The 22,083-nt window shown below is 40.7% G+C and carries 18 protein-coding genes; 8 read left to right on the forward strand and 10 right to left on the reverse strand.

Annotated features, from left to right (window positions below; all coding sequences use genetic code 11):
- Nucleotides 1-454 precede the first annotated feature (454 nt).
- A complete protein-coding gene (gene xthA, locus PSF42_RS12015) occupies nucleotides 455-1,267 on the forward strand; it encodes an exodeoxyribonuclease III (protein ID WP_125893066.1) in 813 nt (270 codons plus the stop codon).
- A 65-nt stretch (nucleotides 1,268-1,332) separates the two neighbouring features.
- Here the strand turns inward: xthA and PSF42_RS12020 are convergent, their stop codons facing one another.
- From PSF42_RS12020 to PSF42_RS12030, 3 genes are read right to left on the reverse strand one after another with little or no spacing between them, the layout of a single operon-like run.
- Nucleotides 1,333-3,258, reverse strand: coding sequence for a DNA topoisomerase III (locus PSF42_RS12020; protein ID WP_272680070.1), 1,926 nt, complete (start codon nucleotides 3,256-3,258; stop codon nucleotides 1,333-1,335).
- A gap of 3 nt (nucleotides 3,259-3,261) precedes the next feature.
- On the reverse strand, nucleotides 3,262-4,305 hold the full coding sequence (gene selD, locus PSF42_RS12025; RefSeq protein WP_125893062.1) for a selenide, water dikinase SelD: 1,044 nt from the start codon (nucleotides 4,303-4,305) through the stop codon (nucleotides 3,262-3,264).
- Between the two features lie 11 nt (nucleotides 4,306-4,316).
- Entirely contained in the window at nucleotides 4,317-4,868 is a 552-nt protein-coding gene (locus PSF42_RS12030) for an NAD(P)H nitroreductase (protein ID WP_125893060.1), read from the reverse strand.
- Nucleotides 4,869-5,338: 470 nt separating this feature from the next.
- On the opposite strand from PSF42_RS12030, the gene sppA reads away from it, so the two are divergent.
- The 3 genes from sppA (at nucleotide 5,339) to pncA (ending at nucleotide 9,031) form a co-directional block, all read left to right on the forward strand.
- Complete coding sequence (gene sppA / locus PSF42_RS12035; protein ID WP_125893058.1) at nucleotides 5,339-7,195, forward strand: signal peptide peptidase SppA; 1,857 nt, start codon at nucleotides 5,339-5,341, stop codon at nucleotides 7,193-7,195.
- Between the two features lie 167 nt (nucleotides 7,196-7,362).
- A complete protein-coding gene (ansA, locus tag PSF42_RS12040) occupies nucleotides 7,363-8,382 on the forward strand; it encodes an asparaginase (RefSeq protein ID WP_125893055.1) in 1,020 nt (339 codons plus the stop codon).
- 22 nt (nucleotides 8,383-8,404) lie between these two features.
- On the forward strand, nucleotides 8,405-9,031 hold the full coding sequence (gene pncA, locus PSF42_RS12045; protein ID WP_125893053.1) for a bifunctional nicotinamidase/pyrazinamidase: 627 nt from the start codon (nucleotides 8,405-8,407) through the stop codon (nucleotides 9,029-9,031).
- A gap of 154 nt (nucleotides 9,032-9,185) precedes the next feature.
- Here pncA and PSF42_RS12050 read toward each other — a convergent pair whose 3' ends face one another.
- Nucleotides 9,186-9,491: a YeaC family protein gene (locus PSF42_RS12050; protein ID WP_125893051.1), complete on the reverse strand. Its 306-nt coding sequence runs from the start codon at nucleotides 9,489-9,491 to the stop codon at nucleotides 9,186-9,188.
- Between the two features lie 114 nt (nucleotides 9,492-9,605).
- The gene (gene msrB, locus PSF42_RS12055) at nucleotides 9,606-10,019 is read right to left on the reverse strand and encodes a peptide-methionine (R)-S-oxide reductase MsrB (RefSeq protein ID WP_125893049.1); all 414 of its coding nucleotides are present in this window, start codon (nucleotides 10,017-10,019) and stop codon (nucleotides 9,606-9,608) included.
- A gap of 355 nt (nucleotides 10,020-10,374) precedes the next feature.
- Here msrB and gapA point away from each other — a divergent pair, with 355 nt between their 5' ends.
- Together gapA and PSF42_RS12065 are read left to right on the forward strand one after the other, a co-directional pair.
- Complete coding sequence (gene gapA, locus PSF42_RS12060) at nucleotides 10,375-11,370, forward strand: glyceraldehyde-3-phosphate dehydrogenase (RefSeq protein ID WP_004911198.1); 996 nt, start codon at nucleotides 10,375-10,377, stop codon at nucleotides 11,368-11,370.
- Between the two features lie 283 nt (nucleotides 11,371-11,653).
- The gene (locus PSF42_RS12065; RefSeq protein WP_272680071.1) at nucleotides 11,654-12,535 is read left to right on the forward strand and encodes a D-hexose-6-phosphate mutarotase; all 882 of its coding nucleotides are present in this window, start codon (nucleotides 11,654-11,656) and stop codon (nucleotides 12,533-12,535) included.
- Between the two features lie 115 nt (nucleotides 12,536-12,650).
- On the opposite strand, the gene PSF42_RS12070 is transcribed toward PSF42_RS12065, so the two are convergent.
- From PSF42_RS12070 to fadR, 4 genes are all read right to left on the reverse strand, one after another.
- Nucleotides 12,651-13,403: a MipA/OmpV family protein gene (locus PSF42_RS12070; RefSeq protein ID WP_125893045.1), complete on the reverse strand. Its 753-nt coding sequence runs from the start codon at nucleotides 13,401-13,403 to the stop codon at nucleotides 12,651-12,653.
- A 136-nt stretch (nucleotides 13,404-13,539) separates the two neighbouring features.
- Entirely contained in the window at nucleotides 13,540-14,619 is a 1,080-nt protein-coding gene (alr, locus tag PSF42_RS12075) for an alanine racemase (RefSeq protein ID WP_213912665.1), read from the reverse strand.
- Between the two features lie 61 nt (nucleotides 14,620-14,680).
- Nucleotides 14,681-15,982 carry a D-amino acid dehydrogenase gene (locus PSF42_RS12080; RefSeq protein ID WP_213912664.1) on the reverse strand — a complete coding sequence of 434 codons (1,302 nt, stop codon included), beginning with the start codon at nucleotides 15,980-15,982 and terminating at the stop codon, nucleotides 14,681-14,683.
- 460 nt (nucleotides 15,983-16,442) lie between these two features.
- A complete protein-coding gene (gene fadR, locus PSF42_RS12085; RefSeq protein WP_125893216.1) occupies nucleotides 16,443-17,159 on the reverse strand; it encodes a fatty acid metabolism transcriptional regulator FadR in 717 nt (238 codons plus the stop codon).
- A 221-nt stretch (nucleotides 17,160-17,380) separates the two neighbouring features.
- Here fadR and nhaB point away from each other — a divergent pair, with 221 nt between their 5' ends.
- Both nhaB and dsbB read left to right on the forward strand, forming a co-directional pair.
- A complete protein-coding gene (gene nhaB, locus PSF42_RS12090) occupies nucleotides 17,381-18,931 on the forward strand; it encodes a sodium/proton antiporter NhaB (protein WP_125893038.1) in 1,551 nt (516 codons plus the stop codon).
- A 152-nt stretch (nucleotides 18,932-19,083) separates the two neighbouring features.
- Nucleotides 19,084-19,599, forward strand: coding sequence for a disulfide bond formation protein DsbB (gene dsbB / locus PSF42_RS12095; protein ID WP_272680072.1), 516 nt, complete (start codon nucleotides 19,084-19,086; stop codon nucleotides 19,597-19,599).
- A gap of 58 nt (nucleotides 19,600-19,657) precedes the next feature.
- Here the strand turns inward: dsbB and PSF42_RS12100 are convergent, their stop codons facing one another.
- Nucleotides 19,658-21,940: an FdhF/YdeP family oxidoreductase gene (locus tag PSF42_RS12100; protein WP_125893034.1), complete on the reverse strand. Its 2,283-nt coding sequence runs from the start codon at nucleotides 21,938-21,940 to the stop codon at nucleotides 19,658-19,660.
- Nucleotides 21,941-22,083 lie beyond the last annotated feature (143 nt).

The following is a 22,083-nucleotide window of genomic DNA, read 5'->3' on the forward strand; positions in this document are numbered from 1 at the left end:
CAATCTTGATTTTTTATTGAATGATTAACAATATTTCATAAAAGTATTTTTATAATTTCCATCATTACAAAGCAATATATTATACTGTTTAGATTGATTATTTTTTATGACTCCACTATTAAATCACATTAAAATATAAATAACCAATTGACTTTAAATGAAAATAAAACTAGTTAATATTAAAATTATTAATTTAATTTCAATAGGAAATCAAACTCTAGTACATAGAATAAATTTGACTAACTATGATATTTTTTGATTGTTTATATATATTATTATATTTATATTATGTACTGAGTTTTGACTCTATATTAACAATAGGTCATCTCATGTCTATTTTTATCATAACCACTTATAAATAACCTAATCGTTGAAATATGCTTCGTGGGGTTACAGTATTGCTACCATCTGGTAGAATAAGCATAATAATCATAAAACTAGGTGATAAAAAACCATGAAATTCATATCGTTCAATATCAATGGCCTTCGAGCTCGCCCTCACCAACTCGCTGCAATCATAGAAAAACATCAACCTGAGGTTATTGGCTTACAAGAAACAAAAGTCCATGATGATATGTTTCCTTATGAAGAAGTTAGTCAGCTCGGCTATCATGTTTTTTATCACGGTCAAAAAGCGCATTATGGTGTTGCGCTTTTGACTAAAAATGAGCCTCTTGCTGTCCGTAAAGGCTTCCCTACTGACGATGATGACGCACAGCGTCGTATTATCATGGCTGACATTCAAACTGAACGAGGCCCATTGACTGTGGTAAATGGTTATTTCCCGCAAGGGGAAAGCCGTGACCACCCCACTAAATTTCCGGCAAAAGAAAAATTTTATCAAGATTTACAAAGTTATATTACATCAACGCAAACTGCAGAGTCACAGTTACTCATTATGGGTGATATGAATATCAGCCCAACGGATCTTGATATCGGTATTGGTGATGTAAACCGCAAACGTTGGTTAAAAACCGGGAAATGTTCTTTTTTACCCGAGGAACGTGAGTGGTTAGCCAAATTATTAGGCTGGGGTTTAGTTGATACATACCGTGCAAAAAACCCTGATGTTTCTGATTGTTACTCATGGTTTGACTACCGTTCTAAAGGCTTTGATGATAACAGAGGTTTACGTATCGACTTACTGCTTGCATCAAATAAGCTAGCAGAACGCTGTATCGCTACGGGGATTGATTATGACATTAGAGGAATGGAAAAACCGTCAGACCACGCACCTGTATGGTCTGAATTTGACCTAACAAAATAATTTTCCTCACGAGGTATAATGCAAAAAGGCGCTTTACGCGCCTTTTATTGTTTTACCAGACTCAACTAATCTTCTTTCTTTTTCGTTTTTTTACCCGTTTTTGCTGGTTTTTTCCCTGTTTTTACTGATGGGGCCGGTAGCTCTCGAAATGCCCTCAAATTTGTAAACTGGCGCGCATGGTGAATTAATTGCATCAAGGTTTCGTTAAGCGGCTGCATAAAGTCATCGTAGCGGGATTGTTTTTCACTAATTTGGGTTAACACTGACTCCCAATGGGCCGTCATATCCGGCAACGTCGCCATATCAGGTAAGACATGGATCAGGGCTCTACCCGCTGGAGAGGAATGGATATAGCGCCCTTTTTTATATAAAAATTGACGTTTGAAAAGTAAATCGATGATCCCTGCACGCGTTGCTTCGGTGCCTAATCCATCCGTTTCTCGCAATACTTTTTTTAATGCTTTATCTTGCACAAAACGCGCAATTCCTGTCATCGCGGATAATAAGGTCGCATCCGTAAAAGGGCGTGGGGGCTGTGTTTGCCGCTCAACCACTTCCCCTTTTTCACACAAAAGCTCATCATTTTTACTCACAACGGGTAGCGGCATACCATCGTTTTCAGCATCACGCTCTTTATTGCCTAGAACAACTCGCCAGCCAGCTTCAGCAAGAAACCGCGCTTTTGCAATAAATTTACCCTTTTCAATTTCGAGATCAATCGTGCACTTACGGTAAACCGCATCAGGCATAAACTGGATAATATATTGACGTGCAATCAGTTGGTAAATTTTACTTTCATTTTCAGTTAGCTTTGTTGCTGCCGTTTTCGCTGTTGGAATGATTGCATGGTGGGCATCCACTTTTTTGTCGTCCCAACAACGGTTTTTTTTATCCAACTCTGTCAATTCAAATTCAGTGAGATCTGGTTGATGTACCGCAATTGCATTCAATACACTGTGCCGCCCTGCAAAATGTTCATCAGGCAGATAGCGGCTATCTGAACGCGGGTACGTAATTAACTTGTGCGTTTCATACAAGCGCTGGCAAATATCCAACACTTCTTGCGCACTCAATGCATACTTTTTAGCGGCTTCAATCTGTAAAGATGATAAAGAAAAAGGCAACGGTGCAATTTCAGATTCTCGCTTATCCTGATATTGCGTCACGATGGCAGGTTTGCCCTCGATACGTGATACTACATGCTCTGCGAGCGGCCGATGGAATAAACGCCCCTCTTCGTCTTGGTAATCAATACAGGAGTCGCTCGGCTGCCATATTGCGACAAAGCGCTCATCCTTTGGCGTAACAATGTGAGCTTTTACCTCGAAATAATCTTTAGGGACAAAGTTTTCGATATCTTCATCTCGCCTGACGACTAGCCCCAAAACTGGCGTTTGCACTCGCCCAACAGAAAGAACACCTTGATACCCCCCCCGTTGGCCTAATAGCGTATAAGCCCGAGTCATATTGATGCCATACAGCCAATCTGCTCGTGCTCTTGCTAAGGCAGAGACGCAAAGAGGAATAAACTCGCGATTTTCTCTTAAACGGTCAATTGCCCGCTCAACCGCTTGAGGATTAAGGTCATTAATTAAACAACGTTTTACTTCTTTGCGTTTTTCAGGATCGAGCTTTAAAAAATCAAGCACTTCGTCCACCAGCAATTGACCTTCTCTATCAGGGTCCCCTGCATGAACGACGGTTGAGGCTTGCCTCAGCAATGTTTCAATGGTTTTTAATTGTTTAGTTACTGCGGAACGGGGCTTCAACTGCCATTTATCAGGGATAATTGGCAGATCCTGAAGATTCCAACGTGCGTACCGAGGCTCATAGGCATCCGGCTCAGCCTGTTCTAAAAGGTGCCCAATACACCATGTTACGGTTTGGCCATCACCACATTGAATAAAACCATCACCTCGTTTATGAGGTTTGGGTAATACATCTGCAATGGCCCTTGCTAGGCTCGGTTTTTCCGCAATAAACAAACGCATAAATTAATCTATCACTTCGACTAAAGGAACATTATCCTGATGGGGTAATAATTTACCGATAGACTGTAACAAAACACCTTGCTGCTGTGCAATCTCTTTAATTTTAGACACTTCGGAAGGTTTTACTGCAATGAGTAGCCCCCCAGAGGTCTGCGGGTCACACAGTAGCTGGCGCTGCATATCATTCATAGGGCCAATAAGATGACCATAGCTGTCGAAGTTACGGGTTGTTCCGCCGGGAACACAGCCGGCTTCAATATATTTTTCGACATCCGCTAATTTAGGAACTTTATTGAAGGAAATTTCAGCGCGAACGTTAGAGCCTTCACAAATCTCACTTAAATGACCTAATAACCCAAAACCGGTCACATCTGTCATCGCAGTAACCCCCTCTAAAGGTGCAATGACAGCGCCTATTTTATTCATTTGGCACATGGTTTCAGACGCAAGGTGCTGGTGTTCAGGTGCTAACACGCCTTTTTTCTCTGCGGTTGTTAACACACCGATCCCTAAAGGCTTAGTTAAAAACAGTTCACAACCTGCTGTCGCCGCACTATTTTTCTTCACATATTCAGTATTCACCACACCTGTTACCGCTAACCCAAAAATAGGTTCAGGCGCATCAATGGAATGCCCCCCAGCCAATGAAATACCGGCATCTGCACAGGCAGCTCGGCCACCTTCAATCACTTCTCGAGCCACTTCTGGCGGTAATTTAGCAATAGGCCAGCCTAAAATGGCGATTGCCATGATGGGTTTTCCGCCCATTGCAAAAATATCGCTTATCGCATTCGTTGCGGCGATACGGCCGAATTCAAACGGAGAGTCAACGATCGGCATGAAAAAGTCAGTTGTGCTGATGATGCCAATCCCATTACCTAAATCATAAACAGCGGCATCATCTTTCGTTTCATTACCGACTAACAAGTGGGGATCATGAAATTTTGCTTGTTCTGTGTGTAAGATTTGTTCTAATACTTTCGGTGCAATTTTACAGCCACAGCCTGCGCCATGACTATATTGCGTTAATCTAATTTTTTCAGTCATTATTATTCTCTTTAGAAGTGAGATACAAAACCGGTCATGTCGGGCGTTTGTACTTTTGTTGGTGCTTTAAGCTCTGGTGTTCCTAAATAAAGAAACCCAACAATACGGTCGTTATCTCCACAACCTAGTCCTGCACGAACCACGGCATCTTCTGTCCATGCCCCTGACCGCCATATACCGCCAAAACCCTGAGCTACCGCAGCCATTTGCATCGCCTGCACAGTACAACTCGCAGCAACTAATTGTTCCCATTGTGGTACTTTGGGGTGATCTTTTAATTTTGCGATCACCGTAATAATTAATGGGGCACGAAAAGGTGCATTACGTGCTTTTTCTTCTACCTCAGCGCCTAACTGCCCTTTAATTGCTGCTTTTTCTAATAACTGACTGAAGCGTTTAATCCCCTCATTTTGCATAACAACAAAATGCCACGGTTTTAACGCACCGTGATCGGGTGCTCTCATCCCTGCAGCAAGTATGTTATTAAGTTCTTCGCCTTGCGGTGCAGGTGTTGTGAGTCTAGAAGCTGAACGGCGGTTCAACAAAAGGGTTAGAGCATCCATTTTTGTCTCCGTTTAAGAGTAAACTGATATGATAATCATTAAATTAGATAATTATACCCATGCTATCTATTGTTTAAGCTTAAAGGAAAATCGCTTACACTAATACAACAATAACAATGATCCGCCAGGTAAAATTACGTTATAAATTCATTGAATTGTATCATTTGTTATACGTGAAAAATATCATTGAAACATTGTACCGTGCGTATCTTAATTTTGTTATGCATAAAGATAGCCCACAATTGCAACTAATTGTATTGATATAACTTAGATATCAAGCGTTCGATGTGATGATCGGGTAACGGATTTGCTTTTGAGTATATTGTTGTTAATTCGTGCTGCAGGTGGAAATAGTCCAACTGTAGAAAGAAATATTTATGTAATATCCAAAAATAGTTTGTGCCATTAATCAACGGCAAACCAATGAAGCCAACACCCTTTGGTGCAAAATATGCAGGATAGGAGAAAACATGCGTCAACTATGGGACATCATCGCTACCATCTTTAGAATCAGCTGGCGAGCACTAAACTTTATTAGGGAATTCGTTTTCAACGCTATTTTCTTAGTATTATTTTTTGTCGTTATTGGGTCGATTGCCCTTTACCAAACAGATACTCAACCCGAAAAAAATTATTTTGGTGCTTTATATGTAGATTTGCAGGGCGTTATTGTAGACCAAGTTTCTGCTCCCGACCCATTTGGTCGCATGAGTCGTGAACTGCTGGGGACTTCAAATAGCCGCATGCAAGAAAATTCACTATTCGACATCGTTGACACCATCCGCACCGCTGCAAATGATGACCGGATCACAGGGATGGTATTACGCCTAGATAATTTAGTTGGCGCTGATCAGCCCTCATTAGCTTATATCGGTAAGGCGATCAACGAATTTAAACATTCTGGAAAACAGGTTTACGCCATCGGTAACAGTTATAATCAGTCACAATACTACCTTGCTAGTTACGCTGATGATATCTACCTCACCCCACAAGGGGCTGTTGGCGTGTATGGTTTTGCAACTAATGGCCTATATTACAAGACACTATTAGAAAAACTCAAAGTCAGTAGCCATATATTCCGTGTAGGTACTTATAAATCTGCAGTTGAGCCGTTAATGCGTGATGATATGTCCCCTGAGGCACGTTTAGCCAATAAACAGTGGTTAGATGCCCTTTGGAACAATTACCTCGCAGAAATCGCCAAAAACCGTAATACAACCAGCGCACAAATTTTCCCTGGGGCTGATGCTATATTAGAACAATTACGATCAGTCAAAGGCGATAGCGCGCAGTATGCTTTAAAACAAAAGTTGGTTGATAAACTTTATACCAACGAACAAGTTGAAGACTTACTCAGTAAACACTTTGGTTGGAATAAAGAAGATAAACAATTCAATAATATTAGTATCTATGATTATTCCGCTAAAATAGCAGATACCAATACAAGTCAAGGTGGCAATATCGCTGTAATTGTTGTTCAAGGAGCCATCATGGATGGCCCGCAAACAGCAGGAATTGCCGGAGGCGATACCATCGCAGCACAAATCCGCGATGCTCGCCTTGATGATAATATTAAAGCGATTGTCTTACGTGTTAACAGCCCGGGTGGAAGCGTCAGTGCTTCTGATTTGATCCGCAGTGAACTGGCTTCTGCTCATGCAGCGGGCAAACCTGTTGTGGTTTCTATGGGGGGTATGGCGGCATCAGGTGGTTACTGGGTATCAACGCCTGCGGACTATATTATTGCCAGTCCAAACACATTGACTGGTTCAATTGGTATATTTGGCGTGATCAATACCTTTGAAAAATCCTTAGATTCTATTGGTGTATATACTGATGGTGTATCAACGTCACCATTAGCTGATGTTTCGTTGACGAAAGGGATCAGCCCACAATTTGCAGACATGATGCAAATCACCATTGAAAATGGCTATGAAACATTTATTGGCTTAGTCGCTAAAGCTCGCCATAAAACACCTGCGGAGATAGATAAAATTGCGCAAGGCCGTGTGTGGATCGGGCAAGATGCATTGAAAAATGGCCTTGTCGACCAGCTAGGTGATTTTGATAATGCGGTAGATAAAGCCGCTGAGCTCGCTAAACTCACTGATGTTAAGTTAGATTGGATGAAGCCCGAACTGACCTTTATGGATCAATTGCTACTTGAATTAACAACTAGCGTCCAAGCCGTAATGCCAGATGTACTACACGTATTTTTACCCCCTGCAGTCGCGACGGACATCCGCCAGCAAGCTCAATTTTTCTTAAAAATGAATGACCCGCAAAACCGTTATGCATTTTGCTTAAATTGCGCAGAAATTAATTGATCGCAAAATCCCCTTCATAACCAATGAAGGGGATTTCTCTCACAAACCTATCAATAACCTCATATCAATCTAATTATTCGTAAGTTAACGATAGTAATACGCTAACAAATACGTCAAAATCCTGATAATCACTCTCCTTCGATAAGTTGGATAAATTAGGTAATAAGATGCAGAAAAAATCCATTTATGTTGTCTATACTGGCGGAACAATTGGCATGCGCCATTCACCACAGGGATATGTGCCGGTTTCCGGTCATTTACAAGCTCAGTTAGCTCAAATGCCCGAGTTTCACCGCCCAGAAATGCCTGAGTTTACGATCCGTGAGCATCAGCCGTTGATTGATTCATCTGATATTACCCCTGAAGATTGGCAGCTTATCGCTGATGACATTTGTGAAAACTACCCACTTTATGATGGGTTTGTCATTTTACATGGCACTGATACCATGGCTTTTACTGCTTCCGCGTTATCTTTCATGTTTGAAAACTTGAAAAAACCGGTGATAGTGACAGGGTCACAAATTCCCTTGGAAGCATTGCGTTCTGATGGGCAGACGAATCTATTAAATGCATTATATTTAGCGGCAAACTACCCCGTTAATGAAGTCGGACTATTTTTTAATAATAAATTATATCGCGGTAACCGTACCGTTAAAGCCCATGCTGACGGCTTTGATGCGTTTAGTTCGCCTAACTGCTCACCACTAATGGAAGCGGGCATCAATATTCGCACATTTAATACATGCCCAGCTCCTATTGGTATCGGTGAATTTAAAAGCCACCAAATTACACCTCAACCTATCGGCGTGGTGACACTTTACCCTGGACTCTCCATTGAGATTGTTCGCAATATTCTTCAGCAACCCGTTAAGGCACTAATATTGCGCTCTTACGGTGTCGGTAATGCCCCTCAGCAACCCGAATTACTCCGTATACTTCGCGAGGCAACGAATCGGGGAATTATTGTGGTGAACCTGACACAATGCATTTCTGGTCGTGTTAATATGGAAGGCTATGCCACAGGTCACGCGCTTGCAGAAGCTGGAGTGATCAGTGGATACGACATGACTTTTGAAGCCGCCTTAAGTAAGTTGCACTACTTACTTAGCCAAAATTATACCCCTGCGTTAATCCGTGAGCTAATGCAGAATAATTTACGCGGTGAGTTGAGCTATGCTGATGAATAATAGATAACATACTGAGGACACAATGAAAACAGCTTTACTGTTAGTCGATTTACAAAACGACTTTTGCACTGGCGGGACATTGGCAGTAAATGAAAGCGAACATGTTATTGATGTTGCAAATAAAGCGATGGCTATTTGCCAACAAAAACAGATAGACATCATTGCAAGTCAAGATTGGCATCCCGCGACACACCTTAGCTTTGCAGCTAATTCAAACACGCAAATTGGTGAAGTCGGTGAATTAAACGGCATTACACAAGTTTGGTGGCCGATTCATTGCGTTCAAGGTGAACACGGTGCTGAGTTACACTCAAATTTAAATCAATCGCTTATTCGTGAAATTTTCACCAAAGGGGAAAACCCACAGGTTGATAGCTATAGTGCTTTTTTCGATAATGATAAAATTAGCCAAACTCGTCTTCATGCATGGCTACAAGAACACCACATTTCGCATTTAATTATTATGGGAATTGCGACGGATTATTGTGTCAAATTTACTGTACTAGATGGATTAAAACTAGGCTATACCGTGGATGTTCTCGTTGATGGGTGTAGGGGTGTTAATCTAGCGGCTAATGACAGCCAAGACGCCTTAGCCGAAATGCAAGAACAAGGTGCAAGGCTAATTACCTTAACCGACCTACATTAGCGCATTTTTATGGACAAGTTTTCTCAATGCTCTATTTCCAATGGCTATATTTCCAATGGATATATTCTCAATAACAATATGAGAAAACTTGTTCAGTGACACTGTCACTATGCCGCGCCACATTGAATAACCAAACTATTTTGTAGAATAACCGTTATTCATCATTATGTTGCGGTTTTAAGGTCGCCAGCATTTCACCTTGGAACAACATTTTTAGCTCTTGTTTGCTCTTCATCGTAATTTCACCATTAGTCCCTACCGTCATATGCTCTGGGTCATGGTTATGTCGTGACTGCCACAATAATACCATTTGTAAACTATGTTCTTTCTGTTCCGGTGTTAACATCACCCCATCCGGCCATTTACCGAGTTCAACGGCGGTTACTAGGCGTTCATAAATTTCCGGGGTCATCATTGCCAACAATTGTTCAAGTTGTTCTGGATTAACTTCAACGCTCACGGTAAGGCTCCTTCAAATACACAATTAGCACGTTATTTTGTTTTTCTCGATTTCAGCTAATAGCTGAATCGTTTTTGTTATTCTTATACAATAGCTTCAGCAACCTTCAGCTCTTTATCCACGCGTCTTTTCACCACTATCATCATCAATAAAGCTTAATGATGCTGAATTAATGCAGTAACGCTGACCAGTAGGCTGAGGGCCGTCTGGAAATACATGCCCTAAATGCGCATTACAGTGTTGACAGCGAACCTCAATACGATGCATTCCATGAGAGAAATCCTCAATGTATTTGATAGCCTCTTCATTAACCGGTTGATAAAAGCTTGGCCAACCACATCCTGCATCAAATTTGGTCTCAGACATAAATAAAGGTGTACCACAACATAAACATTCGTACACACCGTCTTTACGGTTATGCAATAATTGACCACTAAAGGGGGGCTCGGTACCGGCTTGCTGTGTAACGTAACGCTGCATCTCATTTAACTCTGAAATATCAATAGGTTGGTTATCTTTATTTGACATGTCATACCTACATATTTAAATAACTAGACGGTTTAATGGTTATCATACATCAATTTCAATCAACAAAAAATTAACAACATTTTCTGTAAAACTATTCTAAACTAAGAAGCATCTTACTTTCCGTTTTGATTTGTGAACCGTATCACATATATCACTGATAGATGGTTTCATTATGCCGTACAATCCCGATAATACGTGCGGCTGTATTTGCCGCTGAAGTGGCTGACAAATAAGCAATTGGTGGTATCAGAATTGATTTTTTTCAATAATTGACACGATTCCGCTTGACGGCTGGCAAGGTTTTGGTAACTTTAACTACAACTTAATTCACGAATAAATAGCTGGTGGAAATACTATGACTATCAAAGTAGGTATTAATGGTTTTGGTCGTATTGGCCGTATCGTTTTCCGTGCTGCACAAGAGCGTTCTGACATCGAAATCGTTGCTATCAACGACCTCCTCGATGCAGAATATATGGCGTACATGCTGAAATACGACTCAACTCATGGTCGTTTCAACGGTACTGTTGAAGTTAAAGATGGTCACCTAGTTGTAAACGGCAAAAAAATCCGTGTAACAGCAGAAAAAGATCCTGCAAACCTGAAATGGAACGAAGTCGGTGTTGACGTCGTTGCTGAAGCAACAGGTATCTTCTTAACTGATGAAACTGCACGTAAACATATCCAAGCAGGCGCTAAGAAAGTTGTTCTCACTGGCCCTTCTAAAGATGATACTCCTATGTTCGTTATGGGTGTTAACCACAAAGCTTACGCAGGTCAAGAAATCGTTTCTAACGCATCTTGTACAACTAACTGCTTAGCTCCACTGGCTAAAGTTATCAACGACAAATTCGGTATCGTTGAAGGTCTGATGACGACTGTTCACGCAACAACTGCAACTCAAAAAACAGTTGATGGCCCTTCGCATAAAGACTGGCGTGGTGGTCGTGGTGCTGCTCAAAACATCATCCCATCATCAACAGGTGCAGCTAAAGCTGTAGGTAAAGTTATCCCTGAACTGAATGGCAAACTGACTGGTATGTCTTTCCGTGTACCTACGCCTAACGTTTCTGTTGTTGACTTAACTGTTCGTTTAGAAAAACCAGCAACTTACACTCAAATCTGTGATGCTATCAAAGAAGCAGCTGCAGGCGAGCTGAAAGGCGTTCTGGGTTACACTGAAGATGACGTTGTATCAACTGACTTCAACGGTGAAAAACTGACTTCAGTATTTGATGCTAAAGCTGGTATCGCACTGAACGACAACTTTGTTAAATTAGTTTCTTGGTATGACAACGAAACGGGTTACTCTAACAAAGTATTAGACCTGATCGCTCACATCTCTAAATAAGAGCTGTCGCGTAATCTGTCTAACTGAGCCGCCAATTGGCGGCTCTTTTGTACCGTATCCAATAACAATTAACACTTCATATTTTCTGCTATATCGCTTATGGTTGATCTCTCATTGGATACGCTATAAACACAACTTATTTTAGAATGAATACTATTCACTGCGGCTTTAAGTATGCTGGGCAGATACTCTAAATAATTCAAGTGAACGAACACCGTCAACAATGCTGCAGTTTAATGTATGACGAGTATTCACTCTGTTCCATTAACACAGGCCTAATACCATGCACGATAAACTTTTTGCATTACCGGTCATCAAACAAATCTCCGCTTATATCACTCAACGCCAACTTGATGAGCTTCCACTCATTGTTATCTCGCATCCTAAGGTGCGTGGGGCCGTCAGTTTACAAGGCGCCCAACTTATTGATTGGCAACCTGCAGGGCAAAAACCTTGCTTATGGCTAAGTTCTGAGAGCGCTTTTAAAGAAGGTGTTGCTATTCGTGGCGGTATTCCTATTTGTTGGCCTTGGTTCGGTCCTGTTGCCAGCCCTAGTCATGGTTTTGCTCGAATTCTACCTTGGCAATTTACTGCACATAATGAACATGAAGAGGGTGTTATTTTAACCTTCACATTAACAGATACAGAATATACCCGTAAATTATGGCCCCATGAGTTCACTCTGATCCTACGAATGAAACTAGGTGAAACGTGCGAGCTTGAACTAGAAAGTTATGGGGATTTCGAAACGACCGCCGCATTACATAGCTATTTTAATATCAGTGATATTCAAAAAGCCACTGTCTATGGGTTAGGTGGCCACTATTTCGATAAAGTTGCAGATAAAGAAGTTTATGAAAATGAGCCACTAAAGTTTAATAAACATACCGACCGTATTTATTCAGAGCCAGAAGAATATAGCCTCTTACGTGATGATGGATGGGCCCGTACAATAGAAATTCACCATTACCATAATAGTGATGTTGTTTGTTGGAACCCTTGGGCGGAATTATCATGCAGTATGGGCGATATGCCAAATAATGGCTACAAACAGATGGTTTGTGTAGAAACAGCAAGGATCAACGTCCCAATGAAAAGTGATGCGCAGCACCCTGCCCGCCTTTCATTAGTGATGGTCAGCCGCGATAATAAGCCGCAAGATTAATTATTCATTCTAAACATATAAAATCTAAGCTCATCAAATTTCTAGATAGATAAAATTAGCCCCTGACAATCATCATGATATCAGGGGCTATTTAATTTACTGTTCTATAACGAACTTAGAATGTGTAAGTGACGCCCGTCCACATAATGGCAGAAACATCTTTATTTACCATTGGGCTATCTTTCACTTCACTTGGCAGGCGGTCAACACGGCCCATTGCGAATACCGTCCAATTTTCATCAAAGCGGTAATTTCCTGTCACTTCAACATATGGTGTCCAACTTGAACCTGGGTTATAGCGTTTTAAACCGCTATTACGTGATTCTTTTGAAGACACGCCATATTCATAACGATTTTGGTTCTTACTATCCCATTTAATACCAAGGCCCGGAGTGATTGACCATTTGTCACCTTCAAAGCCATATAGGTAGGCAAACTCACCACGAATACCATTACTGATACCTAAAATATCACCAGAAATATTCGTTCTCAGCGTACCCCAATCAGCTTTATGACGATAAGTCAGCCCCGTCATCACCGTATCACGGCGGCGGTCTAACTCGCGCATCGCTTTATCATCATTGTCTTTAGGTTTAAAAAATTGTGGATAATAATAAGCATCTAATGAGAGTTGGTCTTGCTTATCGTTCCATAGGTAGTAACCCGCAGCTAATGTATGAAAATAGAAATTCTCGCTGTCATAATTAACAATAGGTACTGGCGTGACATAATCACGGCTCTTAATTCCTTTATAAGGTGTTGATTGCGCTAATACCGAGCCACCAACAGACCACGTTCCAGCAAAAGCGGTCCCAGATAACACACTCAAAGCCACCGCAAATGTCGTTAATTTAATTGCTTTTGACATATTATATTTAACCTAAAAATAATGAGAAATAGATCACATACTATATGTATATTAATATAGTTACAATCCAAACATTCTTAACCAAAATCACACTTAAAGCCAAATTTTCACTATTTTTAGCGTGACTGATTAATATTTATTCTACTTTATTTTCATAAGAAACAGGAACTCTTTTCGCGAGTGCGCAAAGTAGCTCATAACCAATGGTGCCAGCTGCTTGTGCCACCTCATCAACAGGTAAATTTTGCCCCCATAATTCCACTCGCTCACCCAGTTTAACATCGTCACAATCACTGATATCAATGGTCAGCATATCCATCGAAACCGCCCCCAGTAGTGCACAACGCTTTCCTTTGCACCATACTGGTGTTCCATTTGCAGCATGCCGAGGGTAACCATCGGCATAACCACACGCCACTGTCGCAATACGCATCGGTTTAGTTGATGTAAACCGGCTGCCATAACCAATTGATTGACCTGCTGGAATTTCATGGATAGCAATCACTTCTGATTGCAATGTCATCGCTGCCTTCAAGCCCAACCCAGATATATCAGTAGATTTTCCACTTGGAGACGCACCATACAGTAAAATCCCCGTACGGATCCAATCATATTGCGTATGTTTATGCCACAGTGTTGCCCCTGAATTTGCGATACAGGTTTCTAAAGATAAGTGTTCAAATTGCTGGATTTGTTGAAAAGGCTCAGCAACGCCGGTTTTGGTATCTGAATTAGCAAAGTGACTCATTAACGTTAAACTACGTACATTCGGCATTTTAGATAACCGTCGTACGACATTTTCGTAATCGTTCGGTGGAAAACCTAACCGATTCATTCCACTGTTTAGCTTAATATAGACTGAAATCGGTGATGATAATTGAGCATTCTCAATGGCAAATAATTGCCACTCACTATGCACGCTTGTCGTTAAATTATATTGATCAATCAATTGCAAGTCTTGAGGCTGGAAAAAACCCTCTAACAATAGAATTGGCCCTTTCCACCCTTCTTTTCTCAATAAAATGGCCTCATCAAAATCTAATACCCCAAAGCCATCCGTTTCTTTTAGTGCAGGCCAAATCTGCTTGATGCCGTGACCATAACCGTCTGCTTTCATAACTGACCAAATTTTTGATTTTCCAACATGTTGCCGTACGACAGACAAATTATGTTGTAAATTTTGTAGATGAATAACAGCACTTATTGGACGCGGCATTTAAATTCCTTAATACATTTAATTAATTCTAAAATTACAATGATACAAAAACATCAAATACTTAGCGCGCTGGTGTTAAATCACCCTGCGTAACCAACTTGGTATTAAAACCATCAAGATATCTAAATACCGATAGATCATCAGACGCTATTTCTGGTGTATTCCCTGAAATGATATCTGCCAGCAACTTCCCTGCACCACAAGCCATTGTCCAACCCAGTGTCCCATGCCCAGTATTTAAATATAAATTACCGTATGCTGTCGGCCCCACTATTGGAGTACCATCTGGTGTCATTGGACGCAGGCCCGTCCAAAATTGTGCTTGTTCGATATCACCGCCGCCTTGATACAAATCTTGTACCACCATTTTCAATGTTTCGCAGCGTTTTTTCAGTATATTCAAATTAAACCCAACGACTTCAGCCATTCCACCGACGCGAATACGCTCATCAAATCGCGTTACTGCAATTTTGTATGTCTCATCCAAAATGGTGGAGGTTGGCGAACGCTGATCATCAATAATCGGCATGGTTAATGAATAACCTTTAAGCGGGTAGACTGGGATTTTAACCAGACTTTGTAACATTGAGGTAGAATAAGAGCCCATTGCAACGACATAGCGGTCTGCTTGCAAAATTTCACCATCAATTTTGACGCCAGTCACCTTATTACCTTCAGTTAAAATCTGCTCAACATGGCCACCAAATTTGAATTTAACGCCTGAGTTTTGTGCCATTTTGGCTAGTTTTTTAGTAAATTGCTGACAATCCCCCGTTTCATCATTCGGTAACCGCAATCCACCGGTAAGCTTATGCTTAACAAATTCTAACGCAGGCTCGGCTTTAACGAGTTCATTTGATGTCAGTAATTCGTATGGAACCCCTTCTTGCTGTAAGACCGCAATGTCATTAGCCGCATTATCAAACTGCTCAGCAGTACGAAAAAGCTGTAAAGTCCCCCCTTGGCGGGCTTCATATTCGATACCCGTATCCGTTCTTAATTGACGAATACAATCACGGCTGTATTCTGCAATACGAACCATACGGCTTTTATTCATTGCATAATGTTGGATATCGCAATTTTTTAACATCTGCCACATCCAACGCAGCTGAAATAGCGTGCCATCTGGACGTATCGCTAAAGGGGCATGTTTTTCAAACATCCATTTCACTGCTTTAAGGGGGATCCCAGGTGCACCCCATGGGGTTGCATATCCAGGAGATATTTGCCCTGCATTAGCGGCGCTTGTTTCTTCTGCCACATCATGTTGTCTATCCACCACTAGCACTTCGTGCCCTTCTTGTGCTAAATACCACGCGGTTGTCACACCGATCACGCCTGCGCCTAACACTAGAATTTTCATCGCTTCCCCACAAAATAAAAGTCTGCACCATTTCTTTTAGGATAATATTCTAGAAATTATTTGCCAATGTGGTGAATTAACACTTTTAACAATACAGTTAAAAAATTTAAATTTCGTCACATTTGATTTACATGCCGATATTAAATCCCAGTTCAAAATTCAAACAGAAAATTAATTAATTTAAATTCAATAAGATAAAAAAAATGCAGTTTTAATTATTTTTTAATTTAGAATTTTCTATCGATTCACGTGAGGTGCCCAATAAAACAGATTTATTTTATTAAACTAAGAAGAGGGAATTTGACGGTATTAAATACCAATAAATAAACAAAGATTGGTTTTTCACTTCATTCAAGTGAACAATGGCTATTTGGCCAAAATCTGTCAATGATTAATGATAAAAAACCAGCATACTGATATAATACAATATGCTGGCCTAACTGGATTAAATACCCGTTAACTAGCGGCTTTGAGCTAAATCAGAAGGCATATTGCTTTGCATACTATGCCAAATTATTCCGCTTTCTTTACCATAGTTACGCACACAATCCATAATACGATCATAGGCTTGCTCACGACAAAGATGGCTTAATTGTTGATAAAAATTCAACGCTAAGCGCCTCGCTTCAGGGTTTGAAAAATAATAGCGGCCAACACGGGTATACAACCCTCTTAAACCGTTAATAATCAAACCATAAATTGGGTTACCGGATGCAAATGCAAGCCCACGGAAAATGTTATAATCCAAATCACTGAATGCATCTGAATTATCTTCCACTTTTTCCCGCCCAGCTAACACCTCTATTGATTTCTCTGGGTTATTTCGAAAGGCAGTGCGAATAAAAATTGCCGCAATATTGGTACGTACTGCCAATAAATTATCAATGAGTTGCGGTACTCTATCGTGATCAAGCCTAGCCAGTGTCTCTAAAATATTTAGGCCAGACGTTTCCCAATAGTTATTCACTTTCGTTGGTTTACCATGCTGAATGGTTAACCAACCGTCACGAGCCAAACGCTGTAACACTTCACGTAAGGTTGTTCTTGTTACACCAATTAATTCCGAAAGCTCACGCTCAGCGGGTAAAATTGAACCTGGTGGAAAGCGGTTGTTCCATATGCTCTCAATAATATACTCTTCCGCGAAACCGGCCGGACTTTGAGCTTTAATAACCATATTTTTATTATTCCAAACATTTAGACGGATATTGAGCAAATCATACCAGATTGTCATCACCTGATATAGTTAGACTAAAAATAAAGGGTGAAGCAAATCATATAATTTCCATATAATTCATACGCTCTCAATTAGCAAATGTGCTTAAAATCTGTAAGAGATAAGAGTAGTATGTATAACACAGTACACGACATCCGCATAAAAGAGGATAACGAACCATAATGGATTTTAGTTTAAAAACAGCTTTTTTGAAAAATTTTCTGGGAAATTCGCCTGATTGGTACAAATTAGCAATTATTATATTCCTAATAATTAACCCTATTGTCTTTTTCTTTATCAGCCCCTTCGTTGCAGGCTGGCTATTAGTTGCTGAATTTATATTCACACTCGCAATGGCACTTAAATGTTACCCATTGCAGCCTGGCGGTCTTTTGGCCATAGAGGCCGTTCTCATTGGTATGACTACACCGGCTCAAATTTCACATGAAATTAGCAATAACCTTGAAGTTATCTTGTTACTGATTTTTATGGTAGCGGGTATCTATTTCATGAAGCAATTGCTTTTGTTTGTTTTTACCAAACTGTTGATAAACGTGCGTTCTAAGCGCATTCTTTCCCTTGCCTTTTGTATCGCGAGTGCATTTTTATCTGCATTTTTAGATGCATTAACCGTTATTGCTGTGGTCATTAGCGTTTCAATTGGTTTTTATTCTATCTATCATCAGTATGCTTCTAACCAACCCAGCAGCACTGACCTACAAAATGATGGTTTCATTAACAGTGCAGAGCAGAAACAGACCCTTGAGCAGTTTAGGGCTTTTTTACGAAGCTTGATGATGCATGCAGGTATTGGTACCGCGCTTGGTGGTGTCATGACCATGGTGGGTGAACCACAGAACCTTATCATTGCAAAACATGTCAATTGGGACTTCATTACCTTCTATATCCGTATGGCTCCTGTAACCATACCGGTTTTTGTTTGTGGTTTAGTCGTCTGCTTTGTTGTTGAAAAATTTAAACTATTTGGCTACGGTGCTGAGCTTCCAGACTCTGTTCGCCAAATTTTGACTGAGCACGATAAAAAACAGACCGCTAAACGTACCAAAAGAGATCTTGCACAGTTAGTCGTTCAAGGATTAATTGGTATTTGGTTAATAGTCGCCCTTGCTTTCCATTTAGCTGAAGTTGGTCTGATTGGCTTATCCGTTATCGTACTTGCTACCGCATTTTGTGGGATCACAGAAGAGCATGCATTAGGTAAAGCCTTCGAAGAAGCGTTACCTTTTACCGCGTTATTAACGGTCTTCTTTAGCATTGTTGCTGTTATTATTGACCAGCAATTATTCACCCCATTTATTCAGTTTGTGTTGCAATCCTCTGAATCATCGCAACTCTCCTTATTTTATCTGTTTAATGGCTTACTCTCTGCTGTATCAGATAACGTTTTCGTAGGGACAGTTTATATTACTGAAGCTTTAAAAGCGGCAAATGACGGGTTGGTGTCAACGGAACAATACCAGTTTTTAGCCGTGGCAATTAATACAGGGACTAACTTGCCTTCTGTTGCGACACCTAATGGCCAAGCTGCCTTCTTGTTTTTATTAACATCCGCGTTATCACCGCTGATCCGTTTGTCTTATGGTCGCATGGTTTGGATGGCGCTGCCATATACCATCGTAATGACAATTGTTGGGCTATTAGGAGTCGAATTCTGGCTAGTACCAATCACACATTGGATGGAAAGTATTGGCTTGATAACATTCGCTCAGTAACTATACTTTAAAGCAATTAGCCGTACCCCAATACGGCTAATTGTAATATTAGGTAAAGCCCTATCTAAAAATTGCATAATTTCACTTTAATTACTTTTTTTATCGGTGCGATAGAGGCAAAATGGGCGCATTACTCAATTAGGATACTAAGTATGTTCAGATTTTTTAACTACTGCTCACAAGGAAGAGGCGCTTGGCTACTCATGGCCTTTATTGCCTTTATGCTCGAGTGTGCGGCTTTATACTTTCAGCATGTTATGAAGCTACAACCATGCGTTATGTGCATCTATGAACGCGTTGCATTACTTGGCATTATGGTTGCTGGCATAGTTGGCGCAGTAGCACCGCGAAACATGGTGATACGCTGGGTTGCCATGCTTGTTTGGGTTTACTCTGCTTGGCGCGGTTTAGATCTTGCATGGGAACATACCATGCTACAGCTTTATCCTTCCCCATTTGCCTCTTGCGATTTTTTTGTTAATTTCCCTGATTGGTTACCATTACAAGAATGGGTGCCTGCAGTGTTTGAAGCGACAGGTGACTGTGCCGTTAGGCAGTGGGCATTCTTAGGGCTAGATATGCCACAGTGGTTAATTGGTATCTTCGCGGCTTATCTCTTAGTAGCCATCATTGTTATCATCAGCCAGTTTTTCCCAGCCAAAAAATAGTCATTAAGGCCCCAAATGTTACGTTCAACATTTGGGGTTCCTAAACAATAAATTCGACTTATTGAATAACGCGCTCTAATTTCACGGGAATGTTTTTATACGCAGGAATACCACATTGCGGATCGAAATTATCTAACGAAATTAAATTATTAGCTTCAGGAAAATAAGTAGCAACGCTACGGTCTGCCATATCATAAATCACGACAGTGAGGTTATCTAAACGACGTTTTGTCGGTTTTTGCTCACGATCTAATGCAATGAGATTTACTTTATCCCCCGCCTCTAATTTCTGTTTTTGGGCTTCGGCACCACTAATGAAAACAACATCTCGCTGCCCAAACACACCACGGTATCGGTCATTTAAACCATAAATTGTGGTATTGTATTGATCATGGCTACGCAATGTTGCCAAAATTAATTCGCTATTTACGGCTGAATTCGGGTCTTCAATAACGCCTTCTGTTGGTACAAAATTAGCTTTACCTGATTGCGTTAACCAACGACGTTCAGAAGCAGCGTTAGTCAGATGGAACCCTCCTGGTATTTTAATACGCGCATTATAATCATCGAAACCAGGTAATACTGCTTCCATCGCATCACGGATCAAGTCGTAATTACCGATAAAATCATCCCATTCAACTTTACTATTCGGTATTGCCGCTTTCGCTATTCCTGCGACAATCGCACACTCGGATTTAAGATAAGGGCTACAAGGTTTAAGTAGACCTTTTGATGCATGGACCATCGACATGGAATCTTCTACCGTAACACATTGCACGCCACTGCTTTGTCTGTCTATCTCGCTACGCCCTAATACCGGTAACAAGAATGTCTGCTTAGCGGTTAATAAATGAGAACGATTCAGTTTAGTGGCTGTATGGACAGCTAAATCAAGCTTTTTCATACCTGAAAAACAAGCGTCTTTGTCTGGCATTGCAACTGCTAAGTTTCCACCCATACAGATTAACGCATTGGCTTTGCCTTCAGAAATCGCTTGCATACTCGCCACTGCAGCATGGCCAAATTCACTTGGTGGTTTAAAACCAAATCGTTGTTCAATTTTGTCTAAAAAGCTTTTTGATGGTTTTTCCGTAATACCGACGGTTCTGTCACCCTGAACATTCGAATGACCCCGTAATGGGCAAATACCTGCACCTTCCCTGCCAATATTACCTTTTAGTAGCAGTAAGTTAACAAGTTGCTGAACATTCTGTGTGCCATGTTCGTGCTGAGTGATCCCCATGCCATAACAGATAATGGTACTTTTTGCCTCAATATAAAGGTCAGCAATCTCTTCAATAGACTCACGTGGTAAACCAGAAACCCTTAAGATATCTTTCCAGCTTGTTGTCTGTAAGTCATTTTTTAAAGCTTCATAACCCTGGGTATGAGTTGATATGAACTCAGTATCAAGAATAGGCTCGTTTCCTGCCTCTACAGCAGCTTGGTGCTTTTCAATCAACAACTTCATGACGCCTTTAAGTAGCGCGGTGTCTCCACCGACACGAACCTTATAATAGTGCCCTGCTAAAGGTGTAGACTCTAGTGTTAACATTTCTACTACGTCTTGCGGGTAGGTAAAGCGCTCAAGACCACGCTCTCTTAAGGGATTGATTGCAATGATTTTTGCACCACGTTTAGAAACTTCACGCAATGAACTCAACATCCTCGGATGGTTAGTTCCTGGGTTATGGCCTATGCAAATCACTAAATCCGCTTTATCAAAATCATCTAACAATACTGTCGCCTTACCGACACCAATGGAATCAGCAAGACCAACACTCGTTGGTTCATGGCACATATTTGAACAATCAGGGAAATTATTTGTGCCATATTCACGAGCCAATAATTGATATAAGAATGCGGCTTCATTTGAAGTCCGCCCGGAGGTATAAAACTCAACGGTATTTGGATTGGAATAACTCTGTAAACGTGTCCCTATTTGCTGAAATGCATCTTCCCATTCGATTGGTTCATATTTATCTGTTTGTGAATTATATTTCATAGGATGCGTTAAACGTCCCTCATCCTCTAAATGAAAATCATCCCACTCAAGTAATTCTGTAACGGTGTATTTAGAAAAAAATTCTGGGGTTGTTTTTTTAGATGTTGCTTCCCAAGCAATGGCTTTTGCCCCATTCTCACAAATATCAAATGACGCTGTGTGTACCGGATCAGGCCACGCGCAACCAGGGCAGTCAAAGCCATCCACCTTATTCATTTCAAACATCGCAATGATATCGTGCCCGATTTTCATTTGGCCACGTAACGCTTCTGCAACGGCTTTAACAGCACCCCAACCAGCAGCTGGGCCATCATACTCTTCAATTTTCTTTTTCATTTGGCATTACTCTTTAATAAATGTAAACATCTTTATATGTGGTTTTATAATTATCGAAAATATTCTTTATTATTTAATATTAGTAATATCATCATTAAATATCAATAATTAAAATAAACACCTAAATAGATGCTCATATTTAG

The sequence above is a fragment of the Providencia sp. PROV032 genome (genome assembly GCF_028484875.1).
In the GTDB taxonomy this organism is placed as follows: Bacteria; Pseudomonadota; Gammaproteobacteria; order Enterobacterales; family Enterobacteriaceae; genus Providencia; species Providencia rettgeri_E.

Bases quoted from the DNA above. Each gene is read 5' to 3' on its own strand.
- xthA (WP_125893066.1), top strand. From the start codon at position 455: ATGAAATTCATATCGTTCAATATCAATGGCCTTCGAGCTCGCCCTCAC.
- PSF42_RS12020 (WP_272680070.1), bottom strand. From the start codon at position 3,258: ATGCGTTTGTTTATTGCGGAAAAACCGAGCCTAGCAAGGGCCATTGCA.
- selD (WP_125893062.1), bottom strand. From the start codon at position 4,305: ATGACTGAAAAAATTAGATTAACGCAATATAGTCATGGCGCAGGCTGT.
- PSF42_RS12030 (WP_125893060.1), bottom strand. From the start codon at position 4,868: ATGGATGCTCTAACCCTTTTGTTGAACCGCCGTTCAGCTTCTAGACTC.
- sppA (WP_125893058.1), top strand. From the start codon at position 5,339: ATGCGTCAACTATGGGACATCATCGCTACCATCTTTAGAATCAGCTGG.
- ansA (WP_125893055.1), top strand. From the start codon at position 7,363: ATGCAGAAAAAATCCATTTATGTTGTCTATACTGGCGGAACAATTGGC.
- pncA (WP_125893053.1), top strand. From the start codon at position 8,405: ATGAAAACAGCTTTACTGTTAGTCGATTTACAAAACGACTTTTGCACT.
- msrB (WP_125893049.1), bottom strand. From the start codon at position 10,019: ATGTCAAATAAAGATAACCAACCTATTGATATTTCAGAGTTAAATGAG.
- gapA (WP_004911198.1), top strand. From the start codon at position 10,375: ATGACTATCAAAGTAGGTATTAATGGTTTTGGTCGTATTGGCCGTATC.
- PSF42_RS12065 (WP_272680071.1), top strand. From the start codon at position 11,654: ATGCACGATAAACTTTTTGCATTACCGGTCATCAAACAAATCTCCGCT.
- PSF42_RS12070 (WP_125893045.1), bottom strand. From the start codon at position 13,403: ATGTCAAAAGCAATTAAATTAACGACATTTGCGGTGGCTTTGAGTGTG.
- alr (WP_213912665.1), bottom strand. From the start codon at position 14,619: ATGCCGCGTCCAATAAGTGCTGTTATTCATCTACAAAATTTACAACAT.
- PSF42_RS12080 (WP_213912664.1), bottom strand. From the start codon at position 15,982: ATGAAAATTCTAGTGTTAGGCGCAGGCGTGATCGGTGTGACAACCGCG.
- fadR (WP_125893216.1), bottom strand. From the start codon at position 17,159: ATGGTTATTAAAGCTCAAAGTCCGGCCGGTTTCGCGGAAGAGTATATT.
- nhaB (WP_125893038.1), top strand. From the start codon at position 17,381: ATGGATTTTAGTTTAAAAACAGCTTTTTTGAAAAATTTTCTGGGAAAT.
- dsbB (WP_272680072.1), top strand. From the start codon at position 19,084: ATGTTCAGATTTTTTAACTACTGCTCACAAGGAAGAGGCGCTTGGCTA.
- PSF42_RS12100 (WP_125893034.1), bottom strand. From the start codon at position 21,940: ATGAAAAAGAAAATTGAAGAGTATGATGGCCCAGCTGCTGGTTGGGGT.